This is a genomic window from Aquamicrobium lusatiense (assembly GCF_014201615.1).
In the GTDB taxonomy this organism is placed as follows: Bacteria; Pseudomonadota; Alphaproteobacteria; order Rhizobiales; family Rhizobiaceae; genus Mesorhizobium; species Mesorhizobium lusatiense.
Genome location: NZ_JACHEU010000001.1, coordinates 2,038,272 through 2,052,772, shown reverse-complemented (window position 1 = coordinate 2,052,772; position 14,501 = coordinate 2,038,272). Strand labels below are relative to the sequence as shown.

The following is a 14,501-nucleotide window of genomic DNA, read 5'->3' as shown; positions in this document are numbered from 1 at the left end:
CCCTGATTACGATTCTGCGGCGTCGATGATCCTGAACTGGGCGCTGCGGTTGCCGTTCCAGTAGTTTGACGACAGCGAACCTGCCGTATGAATGGTCTGCCCGCGGTTCCTGAACAGGAAATCGCCAAGTGCGGTGTCGGCGGCGCGAAAGGCGATGCCCTGAATGCGACCGCCGCTATCCGAGCGCAGTTCTGCCCGGATGTGGTTTGCGCCCACCAGCCGCGCATCGACCAGCCTGTGACGCGGCAGCGCGAACACCGGCGCGACATGGCCGGTGCCGTATGGTCCTGCCTTTTCCAGGGTGTCGAGCAGTTGCAGCGTTGCGCCTTCGGCAGCAAGGGCTGCGTCGATCAGCAGACTTTCCTGATCCTGAAGCCGGAAGACATCGGCCGCCGCCCGCTCCTCGAAGAAGGCGCGCAGCGCGCCGAGCTTTTCCTTCTCTACAGTGATGCCTGCCGCCATGGCATGGCCGCCGCCCTTGACCAGCAGCCCCGCCTCCACCGCCTCGCGCACCATGCGCCCGAGGTCGAAACCCGGAACCGAGCGACCCGACCCGGTGCCGATGCCATTTGGATTGAAGGCGATGGCAAAGGCAGGCCGGCGCGCGTGATCCTTCAGGCGCGAGGCGAGAAGCCCGACAATGCCCGGATGCCATGACGGATCGGCCGTAACGAGAACAGCAGGGCCATTGCCGCCAGCCAGCTCGGCGTCCGCCTCGGCGCGAGCCTGCGCCAGCATCTCGGTTTCCATCGCCTGCCGCTCCTGATTGAGGCGGTCGAGCGTTTCCGCGATCGATTGTGCCTCGACCGGGTCGTCGGTTGCCAGCAGCCGGCTGCCCAGCGCGGCATCGCCGATGCGCCCGCCGGCATTGATGCGCGGTCCGATGAGGAAGCCGAGATGGAAGGCGTTGATCGGCTCGCCGATGCGGGACAGTTTCGCCAGTGCTGCAAGCCCCACATTGGACTGCTGGCGCATGATCTGCAGCCCCCTGACCACGAAGGCCCGGTTCACCCCTACCAGAGGCACGACATCGCAGACCGTCGCCAGCGCGACCAGATCGAGCAGACCCAGCAGGTTCGGCTGCGCGCTTCCGGCAAGTCGCTGGCGCAGCACTTTCGCAACCTGCACAAGTGTCAGGAACACGACGCCTGCGGCGCACAGATGCCCCTGCCCCGAAAGGTCATCGTCCCGGTTTGGGTTGACCACCGCCACGCCCTGCGGCAGCGCGCCGCCAACCTGATGGTGGTCGATCACCACGACATCGGCGCCGGCTTCCTTCGCCGCGTCGATTGAGGCGGCACTGTTGGTGCCGCAGTCGACGGTCACGATCAGCGAAGCGCCGCGGGCCACCAGTTCGCGCATCGCATCCGGATTGGGGCCGTAGCCCTCGAAAATGCGGTCTGGAATGTAGATTTCGGATTCGACGCCGAAATGCGCGAGAAAGCGCTTCAGCAGGGCGGAAGAGGCAGCGCCATCGACGTCATAGTCGCCGAAGATGGCCACTTTTTCCTTGCGTGTCACGGCATCGGCGATGCGGCTGGCCGCCTGCTCCATGTCGGTCAGCGAGGCAGGGTCGGGAAGCAGGTCTCGGATCGTCGGGTCGAGGAAGCGCGCAGCATCGGCAGCCTGCACACCGCGCCCGGCCAGCACCCGCGCCACGATATCGGGAACGCCGTGCCCCTGAGCGATCGCCAGAGCAATCATGTCCTGGCGGTCGCTCAGCCGGTGTTCCCAGAAGATGCCCGTCGCGGAACGCCGGACATCGAGGAAAAGACGCTTGTCGGCCATTATCTCTCGCATTCCCTGTGTGAGACGCGATTACAGGCCGACAGCATCGCCACCGTAATCAGAACTTGTCCAGATCCTGATGGCGCGCCTTGATCTCGCGCACGGTGCGCGAGGACGAGCGCAGCACGATGGTGTGCGTGGTGATGTAGTTGCTGGCGAACTTCACGCCCGACAGCATGTTGCCATCGGTGACGCCGGTTGCGGCGAACAGCACGTCGCCGCGCGCCATTTCCTCGGCGCGATAGACCTTGCGCGGATCGCTGACGCCCATGCGGGCGGCGCGCTCGACCTTTTCCCGCGTGTCCAGAATAAGGCGGCCCTGAATCTGGCCGCCGATGCAGCGCAGCGCGGCAGCCGCGAGCACCCCCTCAGGCGCACCGCCGGTGCCCATATAGATGTCGATGCCGGTCTCGTCGGGATCGGTGGTGTGAATGACACCGGCCACGTCGCCGTCGCCGATCAGGCGGATGGCGGCACCCGTGGCGCGCACGGCCTCGATGATCGCGACATGGCGCGGACGGTCGAGAATGCAGGCGGTGATCTCGGAAACCGGCACGCCCTTGGCCTTGGCGAGGCGGGCGATGTTCTCGGCCGGCGGCGCGTCGATGTCGATCACGTCAGCCGCATAGCCAGGACCGATGGCGATCTTTTCCATGTAGACGTCGGGGGCGTTGAGCAGGCTGCCCTTTTCGGCCAGCGCCACGACGGCGAGCGCGTTGGGCAGGTTCTTGGCGCAGATCGTCGTGCCTTCCAGTGGATCGAGAGCGATGTCGACTTCAGGACCATTGCCGGTTCCGACTTCCTCGCCGATGTAGAGCATCGGCGCCTCGTCGCGTTCGCCCTCGCCGATCACCACCGTGCCCTTGATGGCAAGGCGGTTCAGCTCGGTGCGCATCGCATCCACGGCAACCTGATCGGCGGCCTTCTCGTCGCCGCGTCCGCGAAGCCTGGCCGCAGCCACCGCCGCACGCTCGGTAACGCGCACCAGTTCCATGGTCAGAACCCGGTCAAGGCCCGCACTGATCTTGTCTGCCGCATTCATGATCTTGCTCAATCCCTTTTCCCATGCCCCTTCGTGGAGCTTTGCCCTCTTTTGTCAAAGGCGCGTGACAACAGCAAGTCCCGGCGCAACAATCAACAAAGAAGCAGCAATATCAATCGATTGAAAGGCCTGGAGCAGTGGGCGTTCTGACGAACGAACCCCCGCTGCTCCAGCTTGTTTTCCCGGCCGCATTTGTGCAACGTCAGACGATTCCGTCTGACTGCAACATGCTCTATCCGGCCCGTTCGATACGGATCACCTGCGGCTTGTCGACCAGATGTCCATCCGCGACGATACCTTCCACGGCCCTGCGCACCGCCGCTTCCGTGGTCTCGTGGGTGACGAGGATGACGGTCTTCTGCGTTTCAGGGTTGGCGCCGTTGGCGTGCTGGACAATGGATTCCAGAGAAATCTCGTTCTCGGCCATGCGCGTGGCGACGGCGGCGAAGACACCGGCGCGGTCATGCACGGTCAGGCGGATGAAATAGCCGCCCTCATGCGTGCGCATGCGCGCCCTGACATAAGGATGCAGTTCCTTCGCCGGGCGCCCGAACACCGGCCCATGCTGGAACCCCGGACGGCTCTTGGCGATGTCGGCAATGTCGCCGATGACGGCGGACGCCGTGGCGTTGCCGCCGGCACCGGGGCCGGACAACAGCAATTCACCCAGAATATCCGTCTCGATCGCCACCGCGTTGGTGACGCCATGCACCTGTGCGATGACCGATGCCGTCGGCACCATGGTCGGGTGCACGCGCTGCTCGATGCCGGTTTCGGTGCGCTGGGCAACGCCCAGCAGCTTAATGCGATAGCCGAGTTCGCTGGCAGCGCGGATGTCGGCCTGGGTGATATTGGAGATGCCTTCGAGATAAATGTCGTCGGGAGCGATACGGCTGCCGAAGGCAAGGCTGGTGAGGATCGACAGCTTGTGCGCGGTGTCGTTGCCTTCGATGTCGAAGGTCGGATCGGCCTCGGCATAGCCAAGGCGCTGCGCGTCCTTCAGGCAGTCCTCGAAGGACAGGCCTTCCGCTTCCATGCGGGTAAGGATGTAGTTGCAGGTGCCGTTCAGGATGCCGAACACCCGGCTGACCGTATTGCCGGCCATGGCCTCGCGCATGGTCTTGATGACCGGAATGCCGCCGGCGACTGCCGCCTCGTAGTTGAGGAGAATGCCGCGCTCTTCCGCAATGCCCGCCAGTTCCACGCCGTGACGGGAGAGGAGAGCCTTGTTTGCCGTGACGACATGACGGCCGGCTTCGAGTGCGGCGGTGACGCTGGCGCGGGCTGCGCCCTCTTCCCCGCCGATCAGTTCGACGAAAACGTCGATATCGGCATTGCATGCGAGGTCCACCGGATCATCGAACCATTTCGCGCCCGAAAGATCGACGCCGCGGTCACGGCTGGCATCGCGCGCTGACACCGCGCTGACAATAATGTCCCGGCCGCATTGGCGAGTGAGTTCAGCGGCCTTTTCCGCCAGAACCCGTGCGACCGAGGCACCCACGGTGCCGAGGCCAGCTATTCCAACGCGCAATGCTTCAGCCATGACAGGCTCAGTCCCTTCTTCAGATGTTCAAGAGTGTAGCTGGCCGTCAGCGATGGGCTGAAAGCGGAACCACATTTTGAAATTGAGCGGCGTCCATGGACAGGAAGCGCTTGATGTTGCGCGCTGCCTGACGGATGCGATGCTCGTTTTCGACCAGCGCCACGCGAACGAAGTCATCGCCATGTTCGCCGAACCCGACACCGGGAGCGACGGCGACATCGGCGTGTTCGATCAGGAGCTTGGAGAATTCCAGAGAGCCGAGATGCCGATACTTCTCCGGAATGGGAGCCCACGCAAACATCGAGGCCGCGGGCGCTGGAATCGGCCAGCCGGCGCGCGTGAAGGCGTCCACCATCACGTCGCGGCGCTTGTGATAGACTTCGCGCACCTCGGCGATGTCGGAACCGTCGCCATTGAGTGCCGCGGTCGCGGCCACCTGAATGGGGGTGAAGGCGCCATAGTCGAGATAGGATTTCACCCGGGTCAGTGCCGAGATCAGCCGTTCGTTGCCGACGGCGAAGCCCATGCGCCAGCCGGGCATGGAGAAGGTCTTCGACATGGAGGTGAACTCCACGGTGCAGTCCATCGCGCCCGGAACCTCCAACACGGAAGGCGGCGGGTTGCCGTCGAAATAGATTTCCGAATAGGCGAGATCGGAGAGGATGATGATGTCGTTATTCTTCGCGAAGGCGACCACATCCTTATAGAAGTCGAGCGAGGCGACCAGCGCCGTCGGGTTCGACGGATAGTTCAGGATCAGAGCCAGCGGCTTCGGGATCGAATGGCGAACGCCACGCTCCAGCGCCGGAATGAAGTCATCATTCGGCTCGACCTGCATCGAGCGGATGACGCCGCCGGACATGATGAAACCGAAGGCATGGATCGGATAGGTCGGATCCGGGCACAGCACGACATCGCCCGGCGCGGTGATGGCCTGCGCCATATTGGCGAAGCCCTCCTTGGAGCCGAGCGTGGCCACGACCTGCGTGTCGGGATCGAGCTTCACGCCGAAGCGGCGGGCATAGTAATTGGCCTGCGCCTTCCTGAGACCCGGAATTCCGCGCGAGGAGGAATAACGATGCGTGCGCGGATCGCGAACGACCTCGCACAGCTTGTCGACGATCGCCTTCGGCGTCGGCAGATCGGGATTGCCCATGCCAAGGTCGATAATGTCCGCGCCACGGGCTCGCGCGGCCGCCTTCAGGCGGTTGACCTGCTCGAACACGTAAGGTGGAAGGCGGCGGACTTTATGAAATTCTTCCATGGCAATTCCAGCGATCGGAAAGCGTAAAAACAGGTGCGCGGTATAGACCTATTTACAGGTCGGGTCGAGGGCGGGATCGCATTTGCCCTCGATCTGCCTCAGCGTATCGGGACCATGCGTCGCAGCAAGCTTGCGCAGGGCCGCGCTTTCATCCTTCACGCCCTTGGAGCGGGCCGGATTCTGCGCGGATGCACGCTCGGCATTAAGCTGCCTTAGCTTGGCCTGCGCCTCCGCATCAGTGAACTGGGGGGCCGCCTGCCCCGGCTTTATATTCAGGTTGGGATAGGAGCCGGTATCGCGCGGGCCAACCACATTGCCGCTGGCCAGCGAGGAGGCGCCCTGAGCGCTGCTGCCGGAAGGCCCGTTACTGGCGCAGGCAGAGAGGCCGAGGGCCGTTGCTGCCACTGCGATTGCAAGGAAATATCGCACCCTTGAGCCTGCCGCTTTTTCGATACCAGCTGTCATCGTAAATCCGTAAAATCCGGGGTAGACCGTGTTGGACCCTATCCGCCTAGTCATGATAGCATGTCAACCACAGGGTCAGGGAGGAGTTGCGCGAACCATGTCCGAAAAAGCGGGCCAAGGCAAAGGCGAAAGCGACAATCATTCCTCCATCGAGCAATATCTGGTGAAGGATCCTGAGCTTTTCGCGCTCAATCTCGCCCGCATGATCGAACAGGCCGGCAAGGCAGCCTCGGCATGGGTGGAGCCTCGCGAAAAAGGCGAGGTTCGCGACCACATGGCCGAGCCGGTGGCCGACATGGTGAAAACCTTCTCCAAGCTCAGCGAATACTGGCTTTCCGATCCGCAGCGGGCGCTGGAGGCGCAGACGCGCCTGTTTGCCGCTTATATGGACGTGTGGAGCAAGGCCATCCAGCGCCTGAACACGACGCCTGACACGCCGCAGGTCGAGGATGCCGTAAAGCCGGAGCGCGGCGACAAGCGCTTTCAGGACCCTGAGTGGGGCCGCAACGCCTTTTTCGATTTTCTCAAGCAGACATATCTTGTCACGTCGCGATGGGCTGCCGATCTCGTGCACCAGACAGAAGGGCTGGACGAACACACGCGGCAGAAGGCCAATTTCTACGTCAAACAGGTTTCGGCAGCCATGTCGCCGTCGAATTTTCTGTTCACGAACCCCGAACTGTTCCGCGAAACCATGGCCTCACATGGAGAGAACCTCGTTCGCGGCATGAAGATGCTGGCCGAGGACATCGCCGCCGGCAAAGGCGAACTCAGACTGCGGCAGTCGGACTACAAGCGCTTCTCGATCGGCGAGAACATCGCCGTCACGCCGGGCAAGGTGGTGGGCCGAAGCGACGTCGCCGAAATCATCCAGTACGCGCCCTCGACCGACAAGGTGCTGAAGCGGCCGCTGCTGATCTGCCCGCCATGGATCAACAAGTTCTATATTCTCGACCTGAATCCCGAAAAATCCTTTATCCGCTGGGCCACGGAGCAGGGTCACAGCGTGTTCGTCATCTCATGGGTGAACCCGGACGAACGCCACGGTGCCAAGAACTGGGAGGCCTATATCAGAGAAGGCCTGCAATACGGGCTGGACACAATAGAGAAGGAAACCGGCGAGCGTGAAGTCAATGCCATCGGCTATTGCGTCGGCGGCACCCTGCTTTCGGCCGCGCTGGCCCTCATGGCGCAGGAAGGCGACCACCGGGTACGTTCCGTGACCTTCTTCACAACGCAGGTCGACTTCACCCATGCCGGCGACCTCAAGGTGTTCGTCGATGAGGATCAGATCAGCGCGCTGGAACGCGCCATGCAGGAAAAGGGTTATCTGGACGGCACCCGGATGGCGACGGCCTTCAACATGTTGCGCTCCAGCGACCTCATCTGGCCCTATGTCGTAAACAATTACATGCGCGGCAAAGACCCTATGCCCTTCGACCTGCTGTACTGGAACGCCGATTCCACGCGCATGACGGCGGCCAACCACTCCTTCTATCTGCGCAACTGCTATCTGGAGAACAATCTTTCAGCGGGACGTATGCAGCTTGCCGGCCGCACCATATCGCTCGCCGACATCAGCATCCCCGTCTATAATCTGGCGGCCAAGGAAGATCACATCGCCCCTGCCCGGTCCGTTTTCCTCGGCTGCAAATTCTTCGGCGGCGATGTGGAATATGTGATGGCAGGGTCGGGCCATATCGCCGGCGTGATCAATCCGCCGCATCTCAACAAGTACCAGTACTGGACCGGCGGCAAGCCCGAAGGCGATTTCGACAAATGGTTCGCGCATGCCAAGGAAACCCCGGGTTCCTGGTGGCCGCACTGGCACGGATGGATCGAAAGCCAGGATGCGGATCGCGTGGATGCCCGCCTTCCCGGACAGCGGATTCAGCCTCTGGATGAGGCGCCCGGCACATATGTCCGTGTGCGTGTGTAACAATCTGTAATGTCTGGTGAGTTGACGACCGACGCCAAGCGGGTGAAATGGCTGCGTCAACTCTCTGGTAATCTTATTCTGTCGATAGTCGCCGAATTCACAGCAAGGTTGCCGATTTGACACAGGTCCCGTTTGCGAACCCGGGGACACGATCAGATCGATGCTGACGCCTCAAACGCCTGCGTCGATACGACATCGGACGGAATGCAAGGGAGTTTTGTTTTGAAATCAGCAGGATCGCGCCTCGCAAAAGGTGAATGCCGGTTCGTTACCGCTGCCCTCCTGTCCATATTCCTTGCTTCCTGCTCGTCGACCGTCGATCCGACTTTGTCTGTCGGCATGCCGGGCTACAATGCAACTGATCTTACGCCCGCATCCTCTGCCGCTTTCGCCGGCGAATCAGCAGCCGCCGCCGAGCCGCAGCAGCTGATGAGCGCCGAGGGTGACACCGATTTGCCTGATCAGGTCGCTTTCATGCCGGCGCAGAAACCCTCGACTTCGGTTGCAGCGATGGAAGCCGTGAACGGTGAGGCCGCGCACACGCTTCAGGCCCAGGCTGCAGCGCTGGGTCAGACACAGGCTCCGCAGGAAACGGCTCCAGCCGCAGAAACGCCCGCAGTGGCAACGGCAACAGAACCGGTGCCTGACGCAAAACCGGTTCAAACAGCCTCCGTCCAGACTGCACAGCCGGCTGAGGTCCAGCAAAAACCCGTAGAATTTTTCGTAACCGCCACCGAACCCCCGCAGCAGCCGGCGCCGCAAAAGAAGAAGGGCTTCCTTGCCTCTTTCTTCGGTGCCTCTTCAGCTTCAGCATCTCCTGCAGCAAAGTCGAACCCGGTCGTTCCGGCGCAAACCGCCGCCAAGCCGGTCGTAACGCTCGCCTCGACCGGCGCTGCGAAGCCCGTGATTGCCTCCGCGAGCGCGACGCGCAGCAATTTCTCCGGTGATTCCCTTCCCGGCGTTCGCCAGAACGCCCTTTTCGAGATCAAGCGCAAATCCGGTATCGATGACGACAGCGATGTCGATATCAATGAGGATGAAGGCCCGGCCACCTATCAGGTGGCTTCGGCAGCTGGGCTCGCCCGCCTTGCACCCAACGGCCTTCTGAAACAGACGGAGAGCGTGGACGTCGCGTGTCTCAAGCCTTCGCTGGTGCGTGTGCTCAAGAGCATCGAGAACCACTACGGCAAGAAGCTGATCGTCACTTCAGGATATCGCGACCCCTCCCGCAACCAGCGCGCACGTGGCGCGAAGAATTCACTGCACATGTATTGCGCAGCCGCCGACGTGCAGGTTCCGGGCGTCAGCAAGTGGGAGCTTGCCACCTATCTGCGCTCTATGCCGGGACGCGGTGGCGTTGGAACCTACTGCCATACCGAGTCGGTTCATGTGGATGTCGGCCCCGAGCGTGACTGGGATTGGCGCTGCCGTCGCCGCAAATAAGCTTCCCGCCCGGAATTTTTCGGGCGATATCGAAAAAACGGCTTTCTCCACAAGCATTTCGAGAAAAAAGTTGTCGCAGAGCCGGATGATGGGTTGCCCCTTTCAAACAACCCAACTATATACCGCCAACATCTGAACGCGCCCATCGTCTAGCGGTTAGGACGGCGCCCTTTCACGGCGCAAACAGGGGTTCGATTCCCCTTGGGCGTACCAGATTTTTCAAGCACTTCATCCAGACCCGGTACGTCGCACAAGCGGTCGCTCGTGCGCTGTCAGCCTTGCCCGTAACATGCTTTTGCAAATCGTCATTGGCATGCGAGGGCTGCCGATGCGATCAGTTCGGCAGCGGCGGACCTTCGGGCGAGCTTGCGGGGGTGGCTTCAGGCAATGCTCCTTCGGGAGCGCCGCCCTTGAATATCTCCCCTCTGGCCGATCTGTGTGGTCCGGTTTGATCGGACAGCCTGCCGTGATATGGTCGCGATGGGGCTGGCGGAAGACGGGTTGTGAAATTGAGCGAAGCAGAGCAGGTCAGCGGGCGGCAGATCGCAGCCGGAAGGGTTTTGGCGGGCATTGGTCAGGACAGGCTGGCGCGGCTCGCAAACATCTCCATCACAACCTTGCGGCGCATGGAATCCAGCGAAGGCCCGGCCGGCGGTCTCCCAAACAATGTGCGCGCCGTCAAAGCTGCTCTTGAGCAGCTGGGCATCCGTTTCATTCCCGAAAATGGCGGCGGCGCTGGCGTCCGGCTGAAGTTCAGCGCTTCCGAAGTGAGACGAATCGCAACGCTGGAAGGCGAAGGCGGGATCGTCGCGGACGACGACTTCTGATCAGTCCTCAAGCCCCGGATCAGCACCCTGCCTGACAGGGTGTTTCATCATGCATATCTGAAAGGAAACTCTTATGACCGACATCGTGGTTCGTGACAGCAACGGAAACCAGCTCAATGAAGGCGACAGCGTCACCCTCATCAAGGACCTGAAGGTCAAGGGCACGTCGGAAACCATCAAGCGCGGCACGATGGTCAAGAACATCCGCCTGAACGGCAATCCGGGCGAGATCGAAGCCAATACCAAGCAGGTCAAGGGTCTGGTCCTGAAGACCGAATTCGTCAGGAAGGCGTGAACAAGCGGAGAGGCACAGCGCGTTTTAACGGAACATTGACTCTTGCACTCCATACCCGAAAGCATGAGCCAAAATGACGAAAAACAAGCGCCGCGCCGCTGGGAGACACTGATCTGCCTGGCGCGGGTCGGTGTGCTCTTCGCACCTGTTTTCGTTGGCCTGCTTGCGCTGGCGATTCTTTCGGCCAGAGAGCCTTCGAGGTCCCTTCCCGCCGCGGTCGATCCCTTCATGACAGGCTCGATCCGGCGCTGAGGCGTCAGCCTTTTCTGGTCGCTTTCACGTCCCGAACAAGCGCACTGATGACAAGCCAGACACCGTCGTCTGGCTTGCAGGCCTGCCCCGAAGGTGTTTTCCGGTGATCAGGCCGTACCATCGCGCTGTTGCAGGTAGCTTCCCTGAAGCTCCGCCTGAACCGCATCCTGCAAGCCAAGTATCTCGGTGCGGATTGCATCGTCACTGAGACCGGCTCCCCGCATTTCACGAACGATGCCGGCAATGCGCTCGCGCCAGAACAGATTGGCCGCAGGGCCGTGCACGACCTTGAGGTCGTCAACGAGGGACCGGATAAGCCGGGTGCGGGAATGAAGGGGGAAAGGAATCAAGTCAGCCATGGGAGGCATGCTTGAGCCATCATGGTTTACAGATGGTGAACGCGGAACGAATTATCGTCCTTCAAATCGATACGCGCTCGGCCTTGAAACCCCGATTCAGGGTTAACATATCCTGACAAGGTGAAGCCGCGCCGTGGCGCGCCACCCCATTCAATTCGCAAACTCTTCGGATTCAGGAGGACCTGATGAGCACAAGGACGTTCGACAGCCCCGTTTTCGTCAAGCAAAGCAGCGGGCTTATACAGGAGATCGCATGCCTCGAAGATGCACTCGAATTTCTATACGAGTGGCCGGGCGAACGGCGTGGCCCCATCCATGCCACAGCGCTGCGTGCCTGCCAGAAAGCCTTCGAAACGGACTATCCGCTTGCCGCGGCACGCGCCGCATTCGTTGGCTTCGCAAAATCCAGTCGAATCCTCGAAGACATCACCACAACCATGCCGTGGTCTCAGGTGAACAGTTCGACGGCGGGCAGCGCACGCGGAGCATGACGGAGGTGATTTTCGCGAGCGCTTTGCCGCTATGCCATCGCCTCAGATCTTCGCCTGACGCAGCAACTCGTTGATACGCGACTGCCAGCCGGGACCGGTGGCCTTGAACTTGGCCACCACCTCCGGATCCAGCACATTTTCCATGCGCATTCCCTCCTGCGGCACAGGGCTGGGGCGGCGCCAGCGGCGGCGCTCATCAATGGCGTTAAGAACATCACATGCCGAGCGCGCCTCGCTTTCGGAGAGGCTGCACAGCACCCTGTCGCCGAACACCGCCGGCGTCTCTTCCTCGCCATCCCACACAGTCCACAGATTGGTGGGATCAAGGACGATACTGAATCGTTTCTCGCGAATCGACATCTCGCTGCTTCCGGTCTGCGCCCCCGACAGCAGGTTGTTCGCGATTCCTATCGCTGGATGATTAATATGAACAGCGAGATTGTATTCAAATAAATATCTGTTTTTACTAAACTTTTATGGATCGATCGAAGTTGTGGGTCAGCGACGGGTTAGCGTCAGGCCGGCCGGATCCGATGCTCCTCGCCGCCTCGATCCGAAAGCACCGCATCTTTGGCAAGCAGGTCGCTCACGCGACAGAACGCAGCGAACGCCTTGCGCGCCTCCTCAGTGGAAACAACATCGACGCTCGCGCCAAAGCAGGCATCGAAAGCTGCCTGAAACAATGGCCCCTGCCTGCCCACCGGCCAGTTCTGGAGAAAGGCGAGCGCCTGGTCGACGCAGTAAATCTCTTCAACGGGCTGCCCGTCCTTCAATGAAAGACGCACCGGAACTGAAAACTGTAGCCTGTCCATTTGCTTTTCCCCGTTTCGGCCGATCCTGTGAGAATATGGTGAGGCGGCATCGGCTTTCACAGGTCAGCGCCATGATTGCCGCCACAGTGCCGGCTGTCTGGTAAATGCAGCGGGGTCCCGGTGGTTCCCGAAAACACCCCCGTTTCGGGCGATGGGTTGAAGACGAAGGCAATCGGTGCCAAATGATGGGGAAATCAATTCTGAAGTCAGTCGCCGGAAGCCATGACCACTTATCTCGACGCCGAGACCGCGCCTCTTCGCAATACCGGGCAGATCCGCCTCTACAATGAAGAAGGCTTTGCCGGCATGCGCAAGGCCTGCAACCTGACCGCGCGCTGCCTCGACGCGCTCGTCGACATCGTCAAGCCCGGCGTGACGACCAATGCGATCGATCGTTTCGTGTTCGAGTTCGGCATGGACAATGGCGCCCTGCCCGCAACGCTGAACTATCGCGGCTATACGAAGTCGACCTGCACCTCCATCAATCACGTCGTCTGCCACGGCATTCCCGACGACAAGCCGCTGCGCGACGGCGACATCGTCAACATCGACGTCACCTACATCGTGGATGGCTGGCATGGCGATGCCAGCCGCATGTATTCGGTTGGCACCATCAAGCGCGCCGCCGAGCGCCTGCTCGAAGTCACCTATGAGTGCCTGCTGCTCGGCATCGCGGCGGTGAAGCCCGGCGTTCGCACCGGCGCTATCGGCGCCGCGATTCAGGCCTATGCCGAGGGCGAACGCTGCTCCGTGGTCCGCGACTTCTGCGGCCATGGCGTCGGCCAGCTTTTCCACGATTCGCCGAATATCCTGCACTACGGCAACGTCACCGACGGCGTGGAGATGCGCCCCGGCATGATCTTCACCATCGAGCCGATGATCAATCTCGGCCGGCCCCATGTGAAGGTGCTGTCCGATGGCTGGACCGCCGTGACCCGTGATCGCTCCCTTTCCGCGCAGTACGAGCACTCCATCGGCGTGACCGAAACGGGCTGCGAGATATTCACCTTGTCACCCAAGGGGCTCGACCGACCCGGCCTGCCGTCCTAACATCAGGGCCGCCGGCAAAGGTGGCCTGCGCGTTATGGGGGTCTGCATGGGTGTGTCGGGGGGCGTATGAGCAAGAACGGCGGCGATTCGCACGGGTTTCTGGCGGAGCAGCCAATGCCCGAGCTTCGCAAAAGCGCCTCAGCCGACGAGAAGCCGCACTATCTCGGACACCGGGACCGGCTGCGCGAACGCTTTCTCACCTCAGGACAGGGCGCCCTGCCCGACTACGAGCTTCTTGAGCTGTTGCTGTTCCGCCTGATCCCGCGCTCAGACACCAAACCCGTTGCCAAGGCGCTGCTTGCAAGGTTCGGTTCGCTGGCGGAAGTTCTGGGTGCTCCCATCAATCTTCTGCAGGAAGTGAAAGGGATTGGTCCGGCCGTTGCTCTGGACCTCAAGGTCATCGCGGCCGCTGCCCAGCGCATGGTGCTCGGCGAAATCAAAGGGCGCGAGGTGCTGACTTCATGGTCGCAGGTTCTGGACTATTGCAAGGCCGCCATGGCCTTCGAGGAGCGCGAACAGTTCCGCATCCTGTTCCTCGACAAGAAGAACGGACTGATAGCCGATGAAGTACAGCAGACCGGAACGGTCGATCACACGCCCGTCTATCCGCGTGAGGTGATCAGGCGCGCTCTGGAGCTTTCCGCAACTGCCATTGTGCTCGTCCACAATCACCCCTCGGGTGATCCGACACCGTCGCGCGCGGACATCGACATGACGAAGGAAATCATCGAGACGGGCAAGCGCCTCGGCATAGCCGTGCATGACCATCTCATCATCGGCAAGAAGGGCTATGCCTCGATGAAAGGCCTGCTGCTGATCTAAGGCCTGTCGACCTGAAGTCGGAACCTGTTTCGGGACAACGGCATCCGTGAAAACAGGAACTCCAAGCGCGGGGAGCGGTCCTGACGGTCACGACACGCTTTAAGGC

General features: G+C 61.5%; 15 protein-coding genes, 1 tRNA gene and 1 pseudogene. 9 read left to right on the top strand and 8 right to left on the bottom strand.

Features of this window, described 5'->3' with window-relative positions:
• Nucleotides 1-6: 6 nt before the first annotated feature.
• The 5 genes from recJ to HNR59_RS09815 all read right to left on the bottom strand — a co-directional run bounded on the left by recJ (nucleotide 7) and on the right by HNR59_RS09815 (nucleotide 6,105).
• Entirely contained in the window at nucleotides 7-1,788 is a 1,782-nt protein-coding gene (recJ, locus tag HNR59_RS09835) for a single-stranded-DNA-specific exonuclease RecJ (RefSeq protein WP_183829278.1), read from the bottom strand.
• Nucleotides 1,789-1,846: 58 nt separating this feature from the next.
• Nucleotides 1,847-2,830 (bottom strand): class II fructose-bisphosphatase, encoded by a 984-nt coding sequence (gene glpX / locus HNR59_RS09830; RefSeq protein WP_183831502.1) that lies wholly within the window; start codon nucleotides 2,828-2,830, stop codon nucleotides 1,847-1,849.
• Nucleotides 2,831-3,062: 232 nt separating this feature from the next.
• Nucleotides 3,063-4,376: a homoserine dehydrogenase gene (locus HNR59_RS09825; RefSeq protein WP_183829276.1), complete on the bottom strand. Its 1,314-nt coding sequence runs from the start codon at nucleotides 4,374-4,376 to the stop codon at nucleotides 3,063-3,065.
• A gap of 46 nt (nucleotides 4,377-4,422) precedes the next feature.
• Complete coding sequence (locus tag HNR59_RS09820) at nucleotides 4,423-5,640, bottom strand: LL-diaminopimelate aminotransferase (protein WP_183829273.1); 1,218 nt, start codon at nucleotides 5,638-5,640, stop codon at nucleotides 4,423-4,425.
• A 48-nt stretch (nucleotides 5,641-5,688) separates the two neighbouring features.
• Nucleotides 5,689-6,105 carry a hypothetical protein gene (locus tag HNR59_RS09815; protein ID WP_246374551.1) on the bottom strand — a complete coding sequence of 139 codons (417 nt, stop codon included), beginning with the start codon at nucleotides 6,103-6,105 and terminating at the stop codon, nucleotides 5,689-5,691.
• Between the two features lie 97 nt (nucleotides 6,106-6,202).
• Between HNR59_RS09815 and HNR59_RS09810 the strand changes: the two genes are divergently transcribed.
• The 6 genes and pseudogenes from HNR59_RS09810 (at nucleotide 6,203) to HNR59_RS09785 (ending at nucleotide 10,861) form a co-directional block, all read left to right on the top strand.
• Complete coding sequence (locus tag HNR59_RS09810) at nucleotides 6,203-8,044, top strand: PHA/PHB synthase family protein (RefSeq protein ID WP_183829270.1); 1,842 nt, start codon at nucleotides 6,203-6,205, stop codon at nucleotides 8,042-8,044.
• Nucleotides 8,045-8,266: 222 nt separating this feature from the next.
• A complete protein-coding gene (locus HNR59_RS09805) occupies nucleotides 8,267-9,487 on the top strand; it encodes a YcbK family protein (protein ID WP_425488641.1) in 1,221 nt (406 codons plus the stop codon).
• Between the two features lie 138 nt (nucleotides 9,488-9,625).
• Nucleotides 9,626-9,700 (top strand) — tRNA-Glu (locus HNR59_RS09800).
• Between the two features lie 296 nt (nucleotides 9,701-9,996).
• Nucleotides 9,997-10,239: pseudogene (locus HNR59_RS09795) on the top strand (transcriptional regulator); the annotation flags it as partial.
• Between the two features lie 148 nt (nucleotides 10,240-10,387).
• Complete coding sequence (locus HNR59_RS09790; protein WP_183829263.1) at nucleotides 10,388-10,609, top strand: alkylphosphonate utilization protein; 222 nt, start codon at nucleotides 10,388-10,390, stop codon at nucleotides 10,607-10,609.
• 42 nt (nucleotides 10,610-10,651) lie between these two features.
• Complete coding sequence (locus HNR59_RS09785; protein ID WP_183829260.1) at nucleotides 10,652-10,861, top strand: hypothetical protein; 210 nt, start codon at nucleotides 10,652-10,654, stop codon at nucleotides 10,859-10,861.
• 107 nt (nucleotides 10,862-10,968) lie between these two features.
• Here the strand turns inward: HNR59_RS09785 and HNR59_RS09780 are convergent, their stop codons facing one another.
• Nucleotides 10,969-11,220, bottom strand: a complete 252-nt coding sequence (locus HNR59_RS09780; RefSeq protein ID WP_183829257.1) for a DUF6074 family protein — start codon at nucleotides 11,218-11,220, stop codon at nucleotides 10,969-10,971.
• Between the two features lie 185 nt (nucleotides 11,221-11,405).
• Here HNR59_RS09780 and HNR59_RS09775 point away from each other — a divergent pair, with 185 nt between their 5' ends.
• A complete protein-coding gene (locus HNR59_RS09775; protein WP_183829253.1) occupies nucleotides 11,406-11,711 on the top strand; it encodes a DUF982 domain-containing protein in 306 nt (101 codons plus the stop codon).
• A gap of 42 nt (nucleotides 11,712-11,753) precedes the next feature.
• Here the strand turns inward: HNR59_RS09775 and HNR59_RS09770 are convergent, their stop codons facing one another.
• Nucleotides 11,754-12,071: a BrnA antitoxin family protein gene (locus HNR59_RS09770; protein WP_183829250.1), complete on the bottom strand. Its 318-nt coding sequence runs from the start codon at nucleotides 12,069-12,071 to the stop codon at nucleotides 11,754-11,756.
• Nucleotides 12,072-12,226: 155 nt separating this feature from the next.
• Nucleotides 12,227-12,583: a DUF982 domain-containing protein gene (locus tag HNR59_RS09765; protein ID WP_425488640.1), complete on the bottom strand. Its 357-nt coding sequence runs from the start codon at nucleotides 12,581-12,583 to the stop codon at nucleotides 12,227-12,229.
• A gap of 162 nt (nucleotides 12,584-12,745) precedes the next feature.
• Here HNR59_RS09765 and map point away from each other — a divergent pair, with 162 nt between their 5' ends.
• Nucleotides 12,746-13,573: a type I methionyl aminopeptidase gene (gene map, locus HNR59_RS09760; RefSeq protein ID WP_183829247.1), complete on the top strand. Its 828-nt coding sequence runs from the start codon at nucleotides 12,746-12,748 to the stop codon at nucleotides 13,571-13,573.
• 66 nt (nucleotides 13,574-13,639) lie between these two features.
• The gene (radC, locus tag HNR59_RS09755) at nucleotides 13,640-14,395 is read left to right on the top strand and encodes a RadC family protein (RefSeq protein ID WP_183829244.1); all 756 of its coding nucleotides are present in this window, start codon (nucleotides 13,640-13,642) and stop codon (nucleotides 14,393-14,395) included.
• Nucleotides 14,396-14,501: the final 106 nt, after the last annotated feature.